The following is an 18,841-nucleotide window of genomic DNA, read 5'->3' on the forward strand; positions in this document are numbered from 1 at the left end:
CCCTTCTTGACCGGATCGGAGAAGGCGCTCCGCCAGACTTCCTTGTGGATGATGTTGGCGACTTTAGCCCCGCCTGACTCGGGCTCCTTTCACGTGAAGGCGTCGGGCATCGACCCCTTCTTCTTGGCGATGAAGTCCTTCAGCGCTTCGTCGATCGCCGGATCGAGATGCGGCGCCTCATAAGATTCCAGCCAGCGGCGGGCGAGTTCGTTGGCGCGCTGCGGCGCGGTCTTCTCGCCTTCGGCCAGCCACTGCTCGTAGGAATTGTTGTCGGCGATGTTGGAGCGATAGAAGGCAGTCTGGAAATTCGCCTGCGTGTGGTCGCAGCCGAGATAGTGGCTGCCCGGCCCGACTTGGCGGATGGCGTCCATCGCCTGGCCGTTTTCCGACAGGTCGACGCCTTCGGAGAATTTTTGCGTCATGCCGAGCTGGTCGATGTCCATCATGAATTTTTCGTAGCAGGACGCCAGCCCGCCCTCGAGCCAGCCGGCCGAATGGAGGACGAAATTGGTGCCGGCCAGAATGGTCGAGTTCAGCGTGTTGGCGCTTTCATAAGCTGCCTGCGCGTCGGGGATTTTCGAGGCGCAGAGCGAACCGCCGGTGCGGAACGGCAGGCCGAGGCGCCGTGCGAGCTGTGCGGCGCCGTAGGATACCAGCGACGGCTCCGGCGTGCCGAAGGTCGGCGCGCCCGACTGCATCGAGATCGACGAGGCGAACGTGCCGAACAGCACCGGCGCGCCCGGCCGGATCAGCTGCGTGAACGAAGCGCCGGCAAGCACCTCGGCAAGCACCTGGGTCAGCGTGCCGGCCACCGTCACCGGGCTCATCGCGCCGGCGAGGATGAACGGCGTGACGATGCAGGCCTGGTTGTGGCGCGCATAGACCTTCAGCGCGCCAAGCATGGTCTCGTCGAACACCATCGGCGAGTTGGCGTTGATCAGGCTGGTCAGGACCGTGTTGTTTTCGACGAAGTCGTCGCCGAACACCAGCTTGGCCATGGCGACCGTGTCCTCAGCACGTTCCGGCGCGGTGACCGAACCCATGAACGGCTTGTCGGAATATTTGATGTGCGCGTAGATCATGTCGAGATGGCGCTTGTTGACCGGTACGTCGACCGGCTCGCACACGGTGCCGCCCGAATGGTGGATCGAAGGCGCCATGTAGGCGAGCTTCACGAAATTCTGGAAATCCTCGATCGTCGCGTAACGGCGGACGCCGTCGAGGTCGCGCACGAAGGGCGGGCCGTAGACCGGGGCGAAGACGGTAGCATTGCCGCCGATCTGCACCGAGCGTTCGGAATTGCGGGCATGCTGGGTGTAGATGGAGGGCGCGGTCTTCAAGAGCGAACGGCAGAGCCCCTTCGGGAAATGCACGCGCTCGCCCTTGACGTCGGCGCCCGCCTCTTTCCACAGCTGCAACGCCTCCGCATCGTCGCGGAAGATGATGCCGATTTCTTCGAGCACCGCGTCGGTGTTCTTCTCGATCAGCGCCAGGCCTTCCTCGTCGAGCACTTCATAGACGTTGATCTTGCGCTTGATGTAGGTGAGCTGGGTGCCGGGACCGCCGCCCGAACGTGCCGCCCGCCTTGCCGCCGCCCCACCGCTGGCGCCGCGTCCACGTCGCGCGTTTGACGCTTCCTGGTCCACTGCCGCGTGTTCGCTCATGATCGTTCTTCCCTGAATTTGGACCGGCTTGAATAGCGCCCGGCCCGGAACCGTTGTGGCCGCCGAACGCGGCTTCCGGCGGATCGTAGCCATGCACCCTATTCGAAACGGCCCGTCCGCGCCAACGCCTGTCGCAAAATCGACAAGAAAACCGATAGATTTTTCAGTCGCTTTCCTTTTGCGGGAAGTCGCAAATCAGCTATGGATACCCGCCCCTTGCGGGTTAGGTATTGGCGCGTTGATTTTAAGCTGCCATGGTCGTTCCCGGCAGCAAGGAGCCTGAGAAACAATGTCCGACGACGAGATTATCCTCTCCGAGCTTTCCGACGACGAGTTGGTGCAGCAGATGCACGACGATCTCTATGACGGTCTGAAGGAAGAGATCGAGGAAGGCACGCGCATCCTGCTCGAGCGCGGCTGGGCACCCTACAAGGTGCTCACGGAAGCGCTGGTCGAAGGCATGCGCATCGTCGGCGAGGATTTTCGCGACGGCATCCTGTTCGTCCCCGAAGTGTTGCTGTCGGCCAATGCGATGAAGGCCGGCATGTTCATCCTGCGCCCGCTGCTCGCCGCCACCGGCGCGCCCAAGCAGGGCAAGATGGTGATCGGCACCGTCAAGGGCGACATCCATGATATCGGCAAGAACCTCGTCGGCATGATGATGGAAGGCGCCGGCTTCGACGTCATCGACCTTGGCATCAACAATGCGGTCGAGAAATATCTCGATGCCATCGAGCAGCACCAGCCGGACATTATCGGCATGTCGGCGCTGCTGACCACGACCATGCCTTACATGAAGGTCGTCATCGACACTATGAAGGAAAAAGGCATCCGCGACGACTACGTCGTCCTGGTCGGCGGCGCGCCGCTGAACGAGGAATTCGGCAAGGCGGTCGGCGCCGACGCCTATTGCCGCGACGCCGCTGTGGCGGTCGAGACCGCCAAGGACTACATGAAGCGTAAACACAATGTGCGCGCTTCCGCCTGATACAAGGCAAGGCGGACGCTCAACAGACGAAGCCGCGCCTTGCAGCGCGGCTTTTTTGTTCCCAGATGTCGGGAGCGGCGGTCAGGGTTTCTTGACGGTATCGTCAACGGCCTTCGCGGTAGACTTGATATCCCTGCCGACGCCGCGGACGGTGTTGGCACAGGCCGAAAGGGCCAGGGCACAAGCCAGGATTGCGATTGGCGCAATGCGTAACAGTTTCATCGACGGTTTATCCCTCTCTCGGTAGATCGCCCCACAGCAACGAAAGCCGGCTCGGCTGGTTTCATGAAGATGCCCAGACCCAAGCAGAATCAAGCGGACAAGCTGCTCATCATCGCCTGCGGGATGATTGCGCGCGAGGTGTTGGCCGTCAAGGAACAGCTCGGGCTCGATCACCTTGAATTGACATGCCTTCCGGCCGAGTTTCATTTCTATCCGGACCGCATCGCGCCGGCGATGGACAAGGCCATCGAAAAGGCCAAGGCGGAAGGCTACAGCAACATCTTCGTCGGTTACGCCGATTGCGGCACCGGCGGCCTGCTCGATCGGGTCTGCGAGAAGCATGGCGTCGAACGCATGGCCGGACCGCATTGCTTCGCCTTCTACCAGGGCATGGATGCCTATGCGAAGGTCGCCGACGACGACATGATGTCCTTCTACATGACCGATTTCCTCTGCCGCCAGTTCGATGCCTTCTTCATGAAGCCGCTCGGCCTCGACAGGCATCCGGAGCTGATCAAGGACTATTTCGGCAATTACGAGAAGCTGATCTACCTGGCCCAGACCGACGATCCGGAGCTCGACAAGGTCGCGGAAAAGGCCGCGAAACTGCTTGGCCTCGTCTATGAGCGGCGCGCGACAGGCTATGGCGATCTGACGGCTGGGCTGGCCAAGGCCGCGGCTGACGTCTGACGTCTGACGCTGGCTGGGCTGCGGCCCTCTTGCGCGGCGATTGGCGATTATCGCCCTTTCCGAAGGCGAAGACAGGACGGATCGCCGCCTTCTACTGGAGAATGGCCTTGATCTGTTCCCAGGCCAATTGCCTTAATTTGGATCGCGGCGTGGTTTCGTTGTTAAGCACGGATGACAGCCTGCCGCGAATGGGTAAATTGCGCGCAACCCATGCAAAGGCGCCGTCCAGTGGTCGGCTGCCGGACACCGACGAGGAATGCCGATGACCCTTCGCCTGATGCTTGCCGTTGCCGGCCTTCTCTGCTGCACCTTGCCCGCGCTTGCTGACGGCGAGGTGCAGAAGCTGATCACCGCCGCCGACAAGGCGCGGCTGGACAAATATGGCGAGACGCGCAAGGCGGCTCTTGCCGAGGCGAAGGCGGGCAATCCTGGCGAGGTCAGGCAGCTCGACGCCTTGCTTGCCAAGCCGCTGGTTGCTTTCTCCGAGAAGGACCTCACCGGCAAATGGCAATGCCGCACCATCAAGGTGGGCGGGCTGAGCCCGCTCGTTATCTATGGCTGGTTCAAATGCCGGGTGACCGACGATGGCTCCGGCTGGCGGCTGGAAAAGCTCACCGGCTCGCAGCGCACCAAGGGCCGCTTCTTCGACGACGGCGAAAAGCGCGCGATCTATCTCGGTTCCGGTTCCGTCAACAACGACCAGGCAAAACCCTATGGCAGCGGCTCTCAAACAGACCAGGTCGGCTACGCCTTCCGCAATAGCGCCGGGGAATGGCGCATCGAGTTCCCCGCTCCCTATTACGAATCGAAGCTCGACATCATGGAGTTCAAGCGCTGAGCGGAGCCTTCCTGACGGCTCCGGCATACCAAGGATTAACCCGCCTCGTCTAAGCTCCGGCCGTGGCAGTTGGTCCCAGGGGTGGCAAGATCAATGGCAATACCGGAAACCGATCCGAGACCGATCGTGGTCGTTACCGGAGGAGGCCAGCACGTATGGGCAATGGTCAACGCCATCGCCGATCGTGTCGGCCCAGTCATCGTGATCCTGGAAGTCCCTGAATCCAAAAAGCGATTGCTGCTTGGCCGTGCCCGGCGCCAGGGCTGGCTGCAGGCCACCGGCCAGCTCGGCACGATGGTGCTGAGCAGGCTGGGCAAGCGGCTCTACGCCAGCCATGCCGCCCGGTTGATTGCGCAGGAGAAGCTCGAGACCGAGCCGCGGCCGGGCCAAGAGATCATCCATGTTGCCTCGGCCAACGGGCCGGAGTGTCTAGCGGCGATCCAGAGAATCCAGCCAGGCATCGTCCTGCTTAACGGCTGCCGACTCCTGTCGAAGGACATGTTGGCCAGGATGCCTTGCCCGGTGCTCAACTATCATGCAGGTATCACGCCGAAATATCGCGGCATGAACGGCGGCTACTGGGCGTTGGCATCGGGCGATTCCGCGAATTTCGGCACCACGGTGCATCTGGTCGATGCCGGCGTGGATACGGGCGGCGTGCTGAAACAGGCCTACGGTCAGCCGAAACCAGGCGACACGATCTCAAGCTATGCGCTGCGCCAAACCGCGTTTTCGCGCGACATCTGCGTCGAGGCGGTCAGCGATGCTCTGGCCGGAAAACTCGTGACGTTCGATCCAGGCCTGCCATCTAAACAGTGGTACCACCCGACGATCTGGTTCTATCTCTGGACGGGGCTCAGAACCGGCATCTGGTAGCGCTGGCGATACTGGCGATCGTATGCTATTGTCATACAAAATATGGAGCCCTATCGATGTCCAGCATGGCGCCTGTCAGCGTTCGCGTCACCTCGGACGAGCGTGACATTCTCGAGGCCGCCGCCAGGCAGGCTCATACAAATCTGAGCGACTTCATTCGGCGCAAGGCTGTTGAGGCGGCCGAGATGGAGGTTTTGGGCGGCCGTGTCGTCGTTATTCCCGCAGTCGATTGGGAACAATTCGAGGCCTGGGCGAAATCGACGCCAACGACCATGCCTGGACTGCAAAGGCTTGCTGCGTCCAGGCCAGTATGGCGGGACTGACGCCACCCCGCCCGCTTGCCGGAGATGACAGCTGGGACGCTTTCGATTGCGGTCGTGAGTCGTTGAACAACTGGCTTCGCCGTCATGCATGGCGCAACCAGCAGGATGGATTGTCGCGGACGAGCCTCATCTGTGATTCCGAAACCGGTGGGATAGCGGCTTACGTTGCGCTGAGCGCTGGCCATATCGAACGCGCATACCTGCCCAAATCGGCACAGCGTAATCGGCCTGATCCCATTCCGGTAATCCTGCTCGGCCAGTTGGCCGTCGATCGCAAATATCAGGGACGCGGCTGCGGGCGCTCCCTTCTCCTGTTTGCGCTCAGGACGGCGGTGCGGTTTTCCAGCAATATCGGCTGCTTCGGCGTTATCACACACCCGCTGGACGAAGGCGTAAGAGACTTCTATCGCGACTTCGCTTTTCAGGATCTTCCATTCGATCCCAAACGGAGCATGATCGTCCGCATTGCCGATCTGAGGCACAATGGCTTCGATGGCAGCATCGATCATTCCTGCTGATTTCTGCCTCAGGCCGACATTGAAGATTGCCTTTCATTTTACGACATCCAAATGCGTCGCTTTTGAATGCGCGCGCGTCGTCCCATAACAAGCGGCCCAATTGCGCATGCGGCAATGCTCGCAGATCGAGGAGTGAGAATTCATGGCCGATCTGATCGTCGTCTACTGGCGCGACATCCCTGCCCAGGTCATCGTCAGGAAAGGCCGCCAGAACGCCAAGCGCGAACTGCCGCTGCGCTTCACCGAGGCGATCGACATGTGCGCCATGCGCACCGGCGCCGGCGGCACCGACGACTATCTGGCCGAATGGCGCAAGGCCGATCCGGTTCCGGTCGGCGACGACCTCGAAGCCGAGGTCGAGAAGGCATTCCAGGACCTCGACGCGAAATATGACCGCGAGCGGCTGGTCGCTCTGGTGAAGGCGGGCGGCAAAGAAAATGTCTGAAACCATTCCCGCCAAGGAGAGCCCGGCGGCCCTCCAGCCGGTCACCCAGGCCACCCTGGTCAAGAAGGCAGCACCGAAATCCGACTACAAGCCGGCCGATGTGTCGCCGCAGCGCCGCGTGCAGCGTTCTTTCGCGGTGAGATTATGGTCGGTCCGGCACTCGCGCCTGCTCGAATGGTTCTATGCCCGCTTCGCCGACACGTTCCTCCTGCTGCATCCCTTGTGGAAAGGCATAGGCTACAGCCGTGTCGAGGCCCCGGTGAAGTTTGTCGAAAAGCGCGTCAAGGGCTTCATGTTCGACTGCCGCATGTGCGGTCAGTGCATCCTGTCCTCGACCGGCATGTCGTGCCCGATGAACTGCCCCAAGCAGCTGCGCAACGGCCCTTGTGGCGGCGTGCGCGCCAACGGCAATTGCGAGGTCGAGCCCGACATGCCTTGCGTCTGGGTCAAGGCCTGGGAAGGGGCGCGCAACATGGAGCACGGTGACAGGATTCTTGCGGTGCAGAAGCCGGTCGACCAGTCGCTGCGCGAAACGTCCGCCTGGCTGCGCGTCACCGCTCAGGCGGCAGCCGCCCGTGAAGCCGCGGCCGATGCGAAGACCGGAGCGGCCGCATGATCGCCCGCCAGCGTGACGAGAACCCGGCCGGCATCCATCTGCCGCTCGACCCCTTGCCCGGCCACACCTCGCGCGGCCGGCTCGAACGCGTCCTGCGACGCGGTGAATTCGCGGTCACCACCGAGCTCAACCCGCCCGACAGCGCCGATCCCGAAGACGTCTACAACAGGGCGAAGATCTTCGACGGCTGGGTCGATGCCATCAACGCCGTCGATGCGTCGGGCGCCAATTGCCATATGTCGTCGGTCGGCATCTGCGCGCTCCTGACCCGCATGGGCTACGCACCGATCATGCAGATCGCCTGCCGGGACAAGAACCGCATTGCCATCCAGGGCGACGTGCTGGGCGGGGCTGCCATGGGCGTCGCCAACATGCTGTGCCTGACAGGCGACGGCGTGCAGGCCGGCGACCAGCCCGGCGCCAAGCCGGTGTTCGACCTCGATTCCATGTCGCTGCTCGAAACCATCCGCATCATGCGCGACAACGGCAAGTTCCTGTCCGGCCGCAAGCTCACCACGCCGCCGCAGTTGTTCCTCGGCGCGGCCGTCAATCCGTTCGCACCACCCTTCGACTTCCGCCCGATCCATCTCGGCAAGAAGATCGCCGCGGGCGCTCAGTTCGTCCAAACGCAGTATTGTTTCGACGTACCGATGTTCAAGGCCTTCATGCAAAAGGCACGCGATCTCGGCCACACGGAGAAAGTGTTCGTCCTGTGCGGTGTCGGACCGCTCGCCTCGGCCAAGACCGCCAAATGGATCCGCTCCAACGTGCCGGGAATACATATTCCCGATACCGTCATCAAGCGGCTGGAAGGCGCCCAGGACCAGAAGAAGGAAGGCAAGCAGCTCTGCATCGACATCATCAACGAGGTGAAGGAAATCCCAGGCGTTTCAGGCGTCCATGTGATGGCCTACCGCCAGGAGGAGTATGTCGCCGAGATCGTCGATGAATCGGGCGTGCTGAAGGGCCGCCAGCCGTGGAAGCGCGAAATCCGCCGCGACGACCAGATGGTCGCCGACCGGCTCGACCATATCCTGCACGACGATGTTACCGAAACCCAGGTGGACATGGTGAAGACCGCGCATTGACTTGCGGGACAGCCACCATTCGCTTGATCGACAAGAGATAACGATATAAAGAACTCTTTATATCACGACGGAGAGATTTCATGACCCGGACCATCGTTGCCTCGGCGACACGAGAAATCATCATCGGCTTCGACCAGCCCTTCTGCGTGATTGGCGAGCGCATCAACCCGACCGGCCGCAAGAAGCTCGCCGCCGAGATGATCGCCGGCAATTTCGAAACCGTCATCAAGGACGCGCTGGAACAGGCCGCTTGCGGCGCCACCATGCTCGACGTCAATGCCGGCGTCACCGCCGTCGACCCCAACGCGACCGAGCCGGCATTGCTGGTACAGACGCTGGAGATCGTCCAGGGCTTGGTCGACCTGCCGCTGTCGATCGACTCCTCGGTCACCGCCGCGATCGAGGCGGCGCTCAAGGTCGCCAAGGGCCGTCCGCTGGTCAACTCCGTCACCGGCGAGGAGGAAAAACTCGAAGCCATCCTGCCGCTGATCAAGAAATACAACGTGCCGGTCGTCGCCATCTCCAATGACGAGACCGGCATTTCGATGGATCCGGATGTGCGCTTCGCCGTCGCCAAGAAGATCGTGCAGCGCTGCGCCGATTTCGGCATTCCGGCGCATGACGTCGTCGTCGACCCGCTGGTCATGCCGATCGGCGCGCTCGGCGACGCCGGCCGCCAGGTGTTCGCCCTGCTGCGGCGTCTGCGCGAGGAACTGAAGGTCAACACCACCTGCGGCCTGTCCAACATCTCCTTCGGCCTGCCGCACCGCCACGGCATCAACGCCGCCTTCATCCCGATGGTGATCGGCGCCGGCATGACATCGGCCATCATGAACCCGGTGCGTCCGCAGGAAATGGAAGCCGTGCGCGGCGCCAACGTTCTGAACGGCACCGACGAGAATTGCACCAACTGGATTCGCACCTATAAGGATTACAGGCCGGCCGAAGGCGGCCAAGCGGTCGCCGCTCCGACGGCGGTCAATGCACCAGGCGAAGGCGGCGGCAATGGCGGTCGCCGTCGTGGCGGTCGTGAAGCCCGCATGGCAAGGGGATAAGCGCGCAATCGTGAATTCGCATACCAACATCACCGATCCGCTCGTGCTGTTCATGCCGTCGGGCAAACGCGGGCGGTTTCCGGTCGGCACGCCGGTGCTCGACGCCGCGCGCCAGCTCGGCGTCTATGTCGAGAGCGTGTGCGGCGGGCGCGCCACTTGCGGGCGCTGCCAGATCGAGGTGCAGGAAGGCAATTTCGCCAAGCACAAGATCGTCTCCTCCAACGACCACATCTCGCCCAAGGGGCCCAAGGAAGAGCGCTATGAGCGCGTGCGCGGCCTGCCGGAACGGCGCCGCCTCTCCTGCTCGGCGCAGATCCTCGGCGACCTTGTCATCGACGTGCCGCAGGACACGGTCATCAACGCACAGACCATCCGCAAGGATGCCGACACCAGGGTGATCGCGCGCGATACGGCAATCCGCATGTGCTATGTCGAAATCGAAGAACCCGACATGCACAATCCTTCAGGCGATCTCGACCGGCTCAAGATCGCGCTGATGAAGGACTGGAACTTCAAGAACCTCGAATTCGATTTCTATTTGCTGCCGCAGGTGCAGGGCATCTTGCGCAAGGGCAACTGGACCGCGACCGCCGCCATCCACAAGGATGCCGACAGCGATATCGCGCGCGTCATCGCTTTGTGGCCCGGCCTCAAGAACGAGGCCTATGGGCTGGCCTGCGATATCGGCTCGACCACCATCGCCATGCATCTGGTGTCGCTGCTGTCGGGCCGCGTCGCCGCTTCGTCAGGCACGTCGAACCCGCAGATCCGCTTCGGCGAGGATCTGATGAGCCGCGTCTCCTATGTGATGATGAACCCGGATGGCCGCGAAGGCATGACGGTCGCGGTGCGCGAGGCGATCTCGGGCCTCGTCGACAAGGTCTGCGCGGAAGGCAGTGTCCAGCGCAACGACATCCTGGATTCCGTCTTCGTCGGCAATCCGATCATGCACCATCTGTTCCTCGGCATCGATCCGACCGAGCTCGGCGGCGCGCCCTTCGCGCTCGCCGTCTCGGGCGCGGTGCGCATCAAGGCCTCGGATATCGGTCTCAAGCTCAACCCGGGCGCACGTCTCTACATGCTGCCCTGCATCGCCGGCCATGTCGGCGCCGACGCCGCGGCGGTGACGCTGTCGGAGGGCCCGCATCGTCAGGACGAGATGATGCTGATCGTCGACGTCGGCACCAACGCCGAGATCGTGCTCGGCAATCGTGCCCGGGTCGTGGCTGCTTCCTCGCCCACCGGTCCGGCCTTCGAAGGCGCCGAAATCTCCGGCGGCCAGCGCGCCGCGCCCGGCGCCATCGAGCGCGTGCGCATCGATCCCGACACGCTCGAGCCGAAATACCGCGTCATCGGCTCTGAACTGTGGTCCGACGAGCCGGGCTTCCTCGACAGCGTGCAGGCGACCGGCGTCACCGGCATTTGCGGCTCCGGCATCATCGAGATCGTCGCGGAGATGTATCTGGCCGGCATCATTTCCGAAGACGGCGTCGTCGACGGATCGCTCAGCATGCGCTCGCCGCGTATCGTCGCCAACGGCCGCACCTTCTCCTACGTGCTGAAGGAAGGCGAGCCGAAAATCACCATCACCCAGACCGACGTGCGCGCCATCCAACTCGCCAAGGCAGCACTTTATGCCGGCACCAAGCTGTTGATGGAAAAGCAGAACACCGAGCATGTCGACCGCATCCACTTCGCCGGCGCCTTCGGCTCCTTCATCGATCCGAAATACGCCATGGTGCTGGGCCTGATCCCCGATTGCGACCTCGACAAGGTCTCGGCCGTCGGCAACGCCGCCGGCGCGGGCGCGCGCATGGCGCTGCTCAATCGCGGCTATCGTCGCGAGATCGAGGAGACGGTGAGCCAGATCGAGAAGATCGAGACCGCACTGGAGCCCAAATTCCAGGAGCACTTCGTCTATGCGATGGCGTTGCCGAACAAGGTCGATCCGTTCCCGAAACTGTCGGCGGCGGTGAAGCTGCCGCCGCGCAAGACGGTGAGCGAAGACGGCATCGCCGGCGACGCCACCCCGCGCCGGCGCTCGCGCGAAGGCCACGCCGCGCGACGTGACCGGGAATAAAATTAGGGCACAATGCAACGCCGAGGCGCCTTGGCCGCTTGTCAGTCGTTTGCCTCATTCGATGGCAAGCGCAAGCTGGGCCGCTGAGCCAGCAACGGCATGCTTTTGACGCGCGACCGGTTGAGAAAGCCCGTCAGCGGCTTTTCAATCGACAGGTAAAGCATCGCGGAAAGCGCGATGCTGATCAAGGCAATCGGCGCCGGCTGCCAATTTGGCGGAACCCCAAGCCGCAGCATGATGCCAGTTACCACGACAACCACCAGCACATGCCACAAGTAGATCGAATACGAGGCACTACCAAAAAATGTAAGCAGGGCCACGGGGTTGAACGGTCTGGCACGCTCGGCAAAAACCGCTCCGGCAACGATCAGGGTCGCCGGAATACCCCAACGCAGAACACGAGGCAGCTCGGGGTCAAGCATCTGGATCGTCATCAACAGGAGAAATCCGCCAACAACCAGCGCCAGCGCCGGCACAAGCCGGAGCCGAATATCCTCCATCCACAGCCGCCCGATAACAATGCCGGCCGCGAACTCGAGCATGAGGGGAGAGGTAAAGCGGTAGCCTTTGAGCAGCAAGTTCGATGCGACCATCACCGTCAGCACGCCGATCAGCGCGGCAAAACGCTGCTTCTCGCCTAAAAAGAGCGCCAAGGCGAAAATGACGTAAAACATCATTTCATAGCACAGCGTCCAGCCCTGGATCACCACGGGATGAAGTACCCCATCCTGCACGATCGGAAGAAACACCAGCGAGCCGAAAAAATTTTCCGGGCTCAGCACATGTCCGTAGAGAAATTGCGGCTTGAGGAAAATTGCCAGCGCGGTCAGCACCGTGACGATCCAATAGAGCGGCACGATGCGAACAATCCGACGCCATATGAAACGCCGTGGATTGGCAGGGCGATCGGCCGTGGTCACCCACATGATGAAACCGCTGATGACAAAAAACAGGTCGACGCCAGCAGCACCGACCGCGAACGGACCGCCGAACTGTTCGTTGATGTGAAAGCAAACTACCGCGGAAGCGGCGAGTCCTCGAAGGTATTGGATACTGTGAATGTCATTCACGCCATACTCCTTACCCGCACCCCCGATGCTGCAATGCACAATAGCAGACATCCGCCATCTGCTGTCAACGGGCAAGCTAGGTAGGATCGCGGCACGCCCTCTTGGACGCGGCCAAGAAGCGATCGCTCGGGGGCGTCAATCGCCCTGCAATTTCATTTGTATGCAAATGTTTCCGGAATGACTGATCCGGAAACCAAATCACCGTTTTCGCGAAATCCGACCGATACATGGCAGGCGCATTTACCCGGCATCGAACGGCGGTCGAAGATAATCCTCGGCCGCCGCCGTTCTTCAAGGGAGATGAAAATGTCGATCTTCGAAAATCTCGGCCGCTACGGTGCGACCATCAGGCAGGCCCGTGCCAGGAACAAGGCCGTCCGCGCCCTGAACAGCCTGCCGGCGCATGTCCAGAAGGACATCGGCTGGCCGGCCTCGCCGCCCAGCGACCCGCAGGCGGCGCTTTCCGCCTTGCTTTTGGGCTTTACGCGCTGATGACCTTTGCCGAAAAGTGCAAACTGCTCGGCACGCGCCGGAGCCCGCGAGGGGCTCCGGCCGTCACCAGCAACCGCCTGCGCGCAGCCCTTCTGCCGCAGCGCTGATCCCTCCCGCGAGAAATGCGGCGCCGATCACAGCGACGTGTGCACACAGCGTAAATCTTGACATCTTCGACCAGGGCACGATCTTCAAATATGAAGGGGACTTCTCTTAGTCGGCTGCCGCCGAAGTTCGTGTATCCGCATGCCAAGTTTGAAAAGCCACGTCGTGTCCTTCGTGCTCAGGCACAGTCGCAAGAAGGCGTTTTCCAGCCCGGAAAACCTGCAGCGCTGGATCGCTGCGGCGCGCCGGACAGAGGACCATCACCCTCCGGTGTCAGTGCAGCAGCGCTTCAACATCGAGACGCGCACCGTCGACGGCTTTCCCGTCTACGAGATCGCCCCCAGGGCCGGCGAGCGCAAGCGGGTTCTCTATCTGCACGGCGGCGCCTATGTCTTTGAAATCACGCCCTATCATTGGCACCTGATCGCCGACATGGCCGACCGGCTGGGCTATGCCTTTACGGTGCCCATCTATCCCATCGCGCCCGAGCATGACTTCCACGCCATGTTCGGCATGGTCGGCGACGTCTATCGCCGGATGCTCGGCGAGACGGAGGCGGAAGACATCATCTTCATGGGCGATTCCGCCGGCGGCAACATGGCCGTGGTGCTCACCATGATGGCTGCCGAAGAAGGCCTGCCCTTGCCGTCGCGCCATGTGCTGATCTCACCCGGGCTCGACGTCTCGCTTGCAAACCCCGAGGTGTTCGAGGCGGAGCGGAACGATCCCTGGCTGGGCATCGCGGGCGGACGGGAGGCTATCCGGCTCTACAGTGCCGGAATAGACCCGACGGACTGGCATATCAGCCCCGTCTATGGCGACCTCTCGGTGCTGCCCAGGACATTGCTCCTGGCGGGCTCTCGCGATCTTCTCACGCCCGACAATCTGATCTTCGCACAAAAAGCACGGGCCGCTGGCGTCGAGGTAGAGCTCGTGCACGAGGAAGGCATGTTCCACGTCTGGCCGCTGATCGACATGCCGGAATCGCGCCGCGCGCGCGAACGGATCGTGGCGTTTCTGACCGAGAACCCCTCGCCCCTTGTTGAAGGCGCCGGCGCAAGCTTCGAAGCGCCGTCCACCGAGGCTTCGGGGCAGAGCCTCCAGTCAGAGCACCCCGGTTGATCAGAACTTGCCGGTTTCCCGGAAGACTTCGAACGTCGCCCGGATGTGGTCGGCCACCGCCTTGACCGGCGCGCTGGCGTCCGGCGCTACCACCATGGCGAGGTTATAGGTGCCGATATCGGGCATGCCGTCCTTGGGGCAGAGCTCGACCATGTCGTTGCCGAGGAAAGACTTCGGCAGCGGCGCCACGGCGAGATCTGACATGATGGCGGCGCGCTGGCCGGCCGTATGCGCGCTCATATACGCGATGCGGTAGTTGCGGCCCTCGCGGCTCAGCGCTTCGAGCGCCCCTGCCCGCCAGGCGCAGCCCTCTTCCCACAGCGACACCGGCAAGGGTTCGCGCAGATGCGCGCAGCCGCCCTTGGCGCCGGCCCAGACGATCGGCTCCGTCAACAGCACCTCGGCGCCGAGCGCGCTGGTCTTGTAGGAATTGGTGAGCAGCGTGATGTCGAGCGCCCGGTCATCCATGCGCCGGCGCAGATTGCTGCTCTGGTCGATGGTGACGTCGACGGCGATCGATGGATGCGACTGCGCAAAACGCTTCAGCACATGCGGCAGCACGCGCTCGCCATAATCGTCCGGCGAACCCAGCCGCACCACGCCGACAATATCGGGAATGATGAACTTGGACACCGCCTCGCGATTGATCGACAGCAGACGACGGGCATAGCCCAGCAGCATTTCCCCGTCGGTGGTCAGCGTCACCGAGCGCGCATCGCGCGCGAACACCGAGCGGCCCAGAATATCTTCCAGCTTCTTGATCTGCATGGAGACCGCCGAGGGCGTACGGAAGACCGCATTGGCCGCGGTGGTGAAGCTGCCGGTTTCGGCGATCGCCACGAAAGTGCGCAGCACGTCGAGGTCCAGCAGCGGCAGCGGATGATTGAGTGGGGCGTTCATGACGATCGACCTTCAATTTTTCTGATGCAAACTATCATTCCATTTCGTTTGATTGAACATCAGTTCGAGCGCATAGTCAACTCCATCGAAGCAGGATGCTGCCAAGGCAGCCGCGAAACGATCACGACACAGACCTGCCTTCGACATGCAATGAAGCTGATACAGACCTGACGTAAGGCATTGCCGGGCACTTCCGCCCCGACATGAGGAGATCGAAATGTCTATCCTGTCATCCATCGGTCGGCTTGCGACCGAATTCAGCGCGGCCCGCGCCCGCTACCAGACCGAACGCGCCATCCGCTCCCTGCCGATCGAGCTGCAGAAGGATATTGGCTGGCCTGAAGCGGCCGACACCAAGGCCGGCATACGCGCCGGCGTCGGATCCTGGGCTGGAGCAAAGTAAACGGTGTGTACCATGCATTGAAGGCCTGCCGCGCAAACCGCCGGGCAGGTCTTCTTGTTTTACCGACCTGTTTTGCCGGTTCATTTGCGTTCACATGAATTTCGGAGCCATGCCGCCGCTGCATGGCGCATATGAACAAGCCGCATAGCGGCTGGGTTTTGAGCTAACTATTTGTAAGTTAACGAAAAATCCGGGAGTGCCCACAAAGCCCTCCGCCTTGCGTGTCGCTTTTCATATCAAGTGCTTCGCTTTTGCGATTTAGTTTTTACTTACACAAGCCTATATCCACGCCAGCAAACGAGCTGCCCCACTCCATCAAGCGAAGGCGACCCGTCTGAGCAACCGATTGGAGATGAACATGAAGCTTTTTGCCCGCCTTTTCCCTCGCCGCGAAATGAACCTGACCACGGCCCTCGAGCGCCAGCGCCTTGCCAACACCATGCCCGGCCAGACCGGCGCCATGGCTGCCGCACGCCTCGGTTTTGTCGCCTGAACCGATCCCGCAGGCAGCGCTCCCTCGCGCTGCCTGAATAGATGACGCCGCCCGGTTCCGCCGAGGCGGCGTTTGTTTGCACACCCCTGACGGCGCTTCCATCATGGACGGCGCCGCGGCTGCGCGGCATCGCAACACGATTGCTCATTTGCGACCCATGTCGCAAATTAAATCTTGCTAAAGCTCCTTAGCCGATTGACAAGGATGGTTTTTCCTGTTGTCGCTATGCTATTCGCGACATTCTGTTCGCGCCATGGCTGCGTGAGGTTCCCGTGAACGCCGTTAAGCATCCGATCAAGCGATCGTTTGTATTTTTTCTCATTCCCGACTTCACCATGATCGCCTTTGCGACGGCGCTCGACCCGCTGCGCTCGGCCAATCGCATGCTCGGCTACGAGGCCTATCGATGGCGCCTCGCCAGCATCGACGGTAAGCCGGTGCGCGCTTCGAACGGTGTCGAATGCGCGGTCAACACCTCGCTGGAGGAGGAGCGCAGGAAGATGGGAGGGCCGGATCGCCCCAACATGGCCATCGTCTGTAGCGGCACCAATGTCGAGCGCTACCAGAACAAGTCCGCCTTTGCCTGGCTGCGCGAGGAATACAATCGCGGCGTCTCCGTCGGCGGCCTGTGCACCGGAGCGCATGTTCTGGCCGCTGCCGGCCTGTTGTCCAACAAGCGCTGCGCCATCCATTGGGAGAACCTGCCCGGCTTCTCCGAGGCATTCCCGAAAGCCAATGTCTTTGCCGACCTGTTCGAGATCGACCAAAACATCTACACTTGCGCCGGCGGCACCGCCGCGCTCGACATGATGCTGAAGCTGATCGGCGACGATTTCGACGAGAATCTCGTCAACCGCGTCTGCGAACAGGTGCTGACCGACCGTGTGCGCAGCCCGACCGACCGCCAGCGCCTGCCGCTGCGTGCCCGGCTCGGCGTACAGAACTCGAAAGTGCTGACCATCATCGAACTGATGGAAGGCAATCTGTCGGAGCCGCTGTCGCTGATCGAGATCGCCGACCATGTCGACCTGTCGCGCCGGCAGATCGAGCGGCTGTTCCGCACCGAGATGGGACGCTCGCCGGCCCGTTACTACCTCGAAATCCGCCTCGACCGTGCAAGGCATCTCTTGATCCAGTCCTCGATGCCGGTGGTCGAGGTGGCGGTCGCCTGCGGCTTCGTCTCGGCCTCGCATTTCTCGAAATGCTACCGCGAGCTCTACGCCCGCTCGCCGCAGCAGGAGCGCGTCGACCGCAAGCAGCTGCTGGCGGCATAGAGGCGCGCCTCAGAGCACCTCTGCCGACCGCATCGCCTCGACGCGGATGTCCTCGGTCAGCCGCGCCTTCAACACGGAGAATTCCGGACTGGTCTTCAGCGTGTAGTGGCGCGGGTGCGGCAGGTCGATGGCGACGTCCGACTTGATCCGGCCGGGCCTGGCCGTCATCACCACCACGCGCGACGCCATGAAGATCGCCTCCTCGATGTCGTGGGTGACGAACAGAACCGTTTTCTTGCGCCGTTCCCAGATGCCGAGCAGCAGTTCCTGCATCAGCCCGCGCGTCTGGTTGTCGAGCGCGCCGAACGGCTCGTCCAGCAAAAGAATCGCGGGGTCGTTGGCCAACGCCCTGGCGATCGCCGTGCGCTGCTGCATGCCGCCGGAAAGTTGCTTCGGCCAGTGGTTCTCGAAGCCCTCCAGCCCGACGAGGTCGATATAGGAGGCGACGATTTCGCCCCTCTCCCGCTCGGCCATGCCGCGTTCGCGCAGGCCGAAGGCGATGTTTTCGGCGACCGTCAGCCATGGGAACAGCGTATAGGACTGGAAGACCATGCCGCGATCCGGCCCCGGCCGGATCACCGCTTTGCCGTCGAGCAGCACGCGCCCTTCGCTCGGCGCCTCCAGCCCGGCGACGATGCGCAAGAGCGTCGACTTCCCGCATCCCGAAGGTCCCAGGATGGTGATGAAATCATTGGCCGCGACCGCCAGGTCGACAGGCATCAGCGCCTGGACCGGTGAGCCGCCGCGCACGCCGGCGAACGTGCGCGAGACGCCCTCGATGAGAAGCTTGCTCATGCCAGGCTCCATGGGAAGAGCCAGCGATTAAGCGCCTTGAAGGCAAGATCGGACAACAGCCCGATCAGCCCGATGACGATGATGCCGAAGATAATCTGGCCGGTTGCCAGTCGCGACTGGCTGTTGATGATCATGTAGCCGATGCCCGACGACGAGCCGATCAGTTCAGCGACGATGACATAGGTCCAAGCCCAGCCGAGCACCAGCCGCAGCGTCTCGGCGATCTCGGGCGCATTGGCGGGCATGATCACACGCTTGACGATGCCGTTGTCCGTGGAGCCGAGCGTGTAGGCCGCCTCGACGAGATCGCGGCGCGTGGAGCCGACCTTTACCGCGATGATCAGGATGATCTGGAACACGGAGCCGACGAAGATGACCAGCAGCTTCTCCAGTTCGCCTATGCCGGCCCAAAGGATGAGCAGCGGAATGAAGGCCGAGGCCGGCAGGTAGCGGGCGAAGGAGACGAACGGCTCCAGGAACGCCTCGACAGGTTTCCACGCGCCCATCGCTATGCCCAGCGGCACGGCGACGGCCGATGCCAGCACAAAGCCGCCGAAGACGCGCCAGATGGTGATCAGTATGTCGAGCCAGAACCGGTCCTCGACCAGCAGCCGCCAGCCATCCCGCAGCATCGACAGCGGATCGGCGAGAAAGATGCGGTTGACGTGGCCGCCAAGCGTGATCCACGCCCAGAAAACGACGAACAGCACGAAGAAGGAAATGCCGAGCACGGTTCGCGTGCCCGGCGAGATCGGATGCAGGGGGCGCGGCATTTACAACGGTC

The 18,841-nt window shown here is 62.3% G+C and carries 21 protein-coding genes; 16 read left to right on the forward strand and 5 right to left on the reverse strand.

Features of this window, described 5'->3' with window-relative positions; all coding sequences use genetic code 11:
- Positions 1 to 89: 89 nt before the first annotated feature.
- Positions 90 to 1,664, reverse strand: coding sequence for a trimethylamine methyltransferase family protein (locus FJ979_RS01250; protein ID WP_140579815.1), 1,575 nt, complete (start codon positions 1,662 to 1,664; stop codon positions 90 to 92).
- A gap of 289 nt (positions 1,665 to 1,953) precedes the next feature.
- Here FJ979_RS01250 and FJ979_RS01255 point away from each other — a divergent pair, with 289 nt between their 5' ends.
- From FJ979_RS01255 to FJ979_RS01310, 11 genes are all read left to right on the forward strand, one after another.
- Positions 1,954 to 2,652 (forward strand): B12-binding domain-containing protein, encoded by a 699-nt coding sequence (locus tag FJ979_RS01255; RefSeq protein WP_140495658.1) that lies wholly within the window; start codon positions 1,954 to 1,956, stop codon positions 2,650 to 2,652.
- A 285-nt stretch (positions 2,653 to 2,937) separates the two neighbouring features.
- Positions 2,938 to 3,564 carry a DUF1638 domain-containing protein gene (locus FJ979_RS01265; protein ID WP_140516331.1) on the forward strand — a complete coding sequence of 209 codons (627 nt, stop codon included), beginning with the start codon at positions 2,938 to 2,940 and terminating at the stop codon, positions 3,562 to 3,564.
- Between the two features lie 262 nt (positions 3,565 to 3,826).
- On the forward strand, positions 3,827 to 4,402 hold the full coding sequence (locus FJ979_RS01270; protein WP_140579816.1) for a DUF4893 domain-containing protein: 576 nt from the start codon (positions 3,827 to 3,829) through the stop codon (positions 4,400 to 4,402).
- 93 nt (positions 4,403 to 4,495) lie between these two features.
- The gene (locus FJ979_RS01275) at positions 4,496 to 5,278 is read left to right on the forward strand and encodes a formyl transferase (protein ID WP_140579817.1); all 783 of its coding nucleotides are present in this window, start codon (positions 4,496 to 4,498) and stop codon (positions 5,276 to 5,278) included.
- Positions 5,279 to 5,334: 56 nt separating this feature from the next.
- Positions 5,335 to 5,601 carry a DUF6290 family protein gene (locus FJ979_RS01280; protein WP_140559615.1) on the forward strand — a complete coding sequence of 89 codons (267 nt, stop codon included), beginning with the start codon at positions 5,335 to 5,337 and terminating at the stop codon, positions 5,599 to 5,601.
- Entirely contained in the window at positions 5,589 to 6,119 is a 531-nt protein-coding gene (locus FJ979_RS01285; RefSeq protein ID WP_140559614.1) for a GNAT family N-acetyltransferase, read from the forward strand. The genes FJ979_RS01280 and FJ979_RS01285 overlap by 13 nt, the downstream gene beginning before the upstream one ends.
- 142 nt (positions 6,120 to 6,261) lie before the next feature.
- Positions 6,262 to 6,564 carry a virulence factor gene (locus FJ979_RS01290; protein WP_140555040.1) on the forward strand — a complete coding sequence of 101 codons (303 nt, stop codon included), beginning with the start codon at positions 6,262 to 6,264 and terminating at the stop codon, positions 6,562 to 6,564.
- Positions 6,557 to 7,180, forward strand: coding sequence for a methylenetetrahydrofolate reductase C-terminal domain-containing protein (locus FJ979_RS01295; RefSeq protein WP_140555039.1), 624 nt, complete (start codon positions 6,557 to 6,559; stop codon positions 7,178 to 7,180). Before FJ979_RS01290 ends, FJ979_RS01295 begins: the two co-directional genes overlap by 8 nt.
- On the forward strand, positions 7,177 to 8,268 hold the full coding sequence (locus FJ979_RS01300) for a methylenetetrahydrofolate reductase (RefSeq protein WP_140495649.1): 1,092 nt from the start codon (positions 7,177 to 7,179) through the stop codon (positions 8,266 to 8,268). Before FJ979_RS01295 ends, FJ979_RS01300 begins: the two co-directional genes overlap by 4 nt.
- Positions 8,269 to 8,348: 80 nt before the next feature.
- Entirely contained in the window at positions 8,349 to 9,323 is a 975-nt protein-coding gene (locus FJ979_RS01305; protein WP_140579818.1) for a methyltetrahydrofolate cobalamin methyltransferase, read from the forward strand.
- Positions 9,274 to 11,403 (forward strand): ASKHA domain-containing protein, encoded by a 2,130-nt coding sequence (locus FJ979_RS01310; protein ID WP_140579819.1) that lies wholly within the window; start codon positions 9,274 to 9,276, stop codon positions 11,401 to 11,403. The genes FJ979_RS01305 and FJ979_RS01310 overlap by 50 nt, the downstream gene beginning before the upstream one ends.
- A gap of 41 nt (positions 11,404 to 11,444) precedes the next feature.
- On the opposite strand, the gene FJ979_RS01315 is transcribed toward FJ979_RS01310, so the two are convergent.
- Positions 11,445 to 12,473: an acyltransferase gene (locus FJ979_RS01315; RefSeq protein WP_224619890.1), complete on the reverse strand. Its 1,029-nt coding sequence runs from the start codon at positions 12,471 to 12,473 to the stop codon at positions 11,445 to 11,447.
- 306 nt (positions 12,474 to 12,779) lie between these two features.
- On the opposite strand from FJ979_RS01315, the gene FJ979_RS01320 reads away from it, so the two are divergent.
- Complete coding sequence (locus FJ979_RS01320; protein ID WP_140495872.1) at positions 12,780 to 12,965, forward strand: hypothetical protein; 186 nt, start codon at positions 12,780 to 12,782, stop codon at positions 12,963 to 12,965.
- Between the two features lie 246 nt (positions 12,966 to 13,211).
- Complete coding sequence (locus FJ979_RS01325; RefSeq protein ID WP_140495645.1) at positions 13,212 to 14,192, forward strand: alpha/beta hydrolase; 981 nt, start codon at positions 13,212 to 13,214, stop codon at positions 14,190 to 14,192.
- On the opposite strand, the gene FJ979_RS01330 is transcribed toward FJ979_RS01325, so the two are convergent.
- Positions 14,193 to 15,092 (reverse strand): LysR substrate-binding domain-containing protein, encoded by a 900-nt coding sequence (locus FJ979_RS01330; RefSeq protein WP_140495644.1) that lies wholly within the window; start codon positions 15,090 to 15,092, stop codon positions 14,193 to 14,195. It abuts the gene before it with no gap.
- Positions 15,093 to 15,309: 217 nt separating this feature from the next.
- On the opposite strand from FJ979_RS01330, the gene FJ979_RS01335 reads away from it, so the two are divergent.
- The 3 genes from FJ979_RS01335 (at position 15,310) to FJ979_RS01345 (ending at position 17,262) form a co-directional block, all read left to right on the forward strand.
- Complete coding sequence (locus FJ979_RS01335) at positions 15,310 to 15,495, forward strand: hypothetical protein (protein ID WP_140495643.1); 186 nt, start codon at positions 15,310 to 15,312, stop codon at positions 15,493 to 15,495.
- A gap of 358 nt (positions 15,496 to 15,853) precedes the next feature.
- On the forward strand, positions 15,854 to 15,988 hold the full coding sequence (locus FJ979_RS33290; RefSeq protein ID WP_127853696.1) for a hypothetical protein: 135 nt from the start codon (positions 15,854 to 15,856) through the stop codon (positions 15,986 to 15,988).
- A gap of 272 nt (positions 15,989 to 16,260) precedes the next feature.
- Entirely contained in the window at positions 16,261 to 17,262 is a 1,002-nt protein-coding gene (locus FJ979_RS01345) for a GlxA family transcriptional regulator (protein ID WP_140495642.1), read from the forward strand.
- Positions 17,263 to 17,271: 9 nt separating this feature from the next.
- On the opposite strand, the gene FJ979_RS01350 is transcribed toward FJ979_RS01345, so the two are convergent.
- A complete protein-coding gene (locus FJ979_RS01350; RefSeq protein WP_140579821.1) occupies positions 17,272 to 18,057 on the reverse strand; it encodes an ABC transporter ATP-binding protein in 786 nt (261 codons plus the stop codon).
- Positions 18,054 to 18,830 carry an ABC transporter permease gene (locus FJ979_RS01355; RefSeq protein WP_140495640.1) on the reverse strand — a complete coding sequence of 259 codons (777 nt, stop codon included), beginning with the start codon at positions 18,828 to 18,830 and terminating at the stop codon, positions 18,054 to 18,056. The genes FJ979_RS01350 and FJ979_RS01355 overlap by 4 nt, the downstream gene beginning before the upstream one ends.
- Between the last annotated feature and the right edge of the window lie 11 nt (positions 18,831 to 18,841).

The organism is Mesorhizobium sp. B1-1-6, assembly GCF_006443035.1.
Lineage (GTDB): Bacteria > Pseudomonadota > Alphaproteobacteria > Rhizobiales > Rhizobiaceae > Mesorhizobium.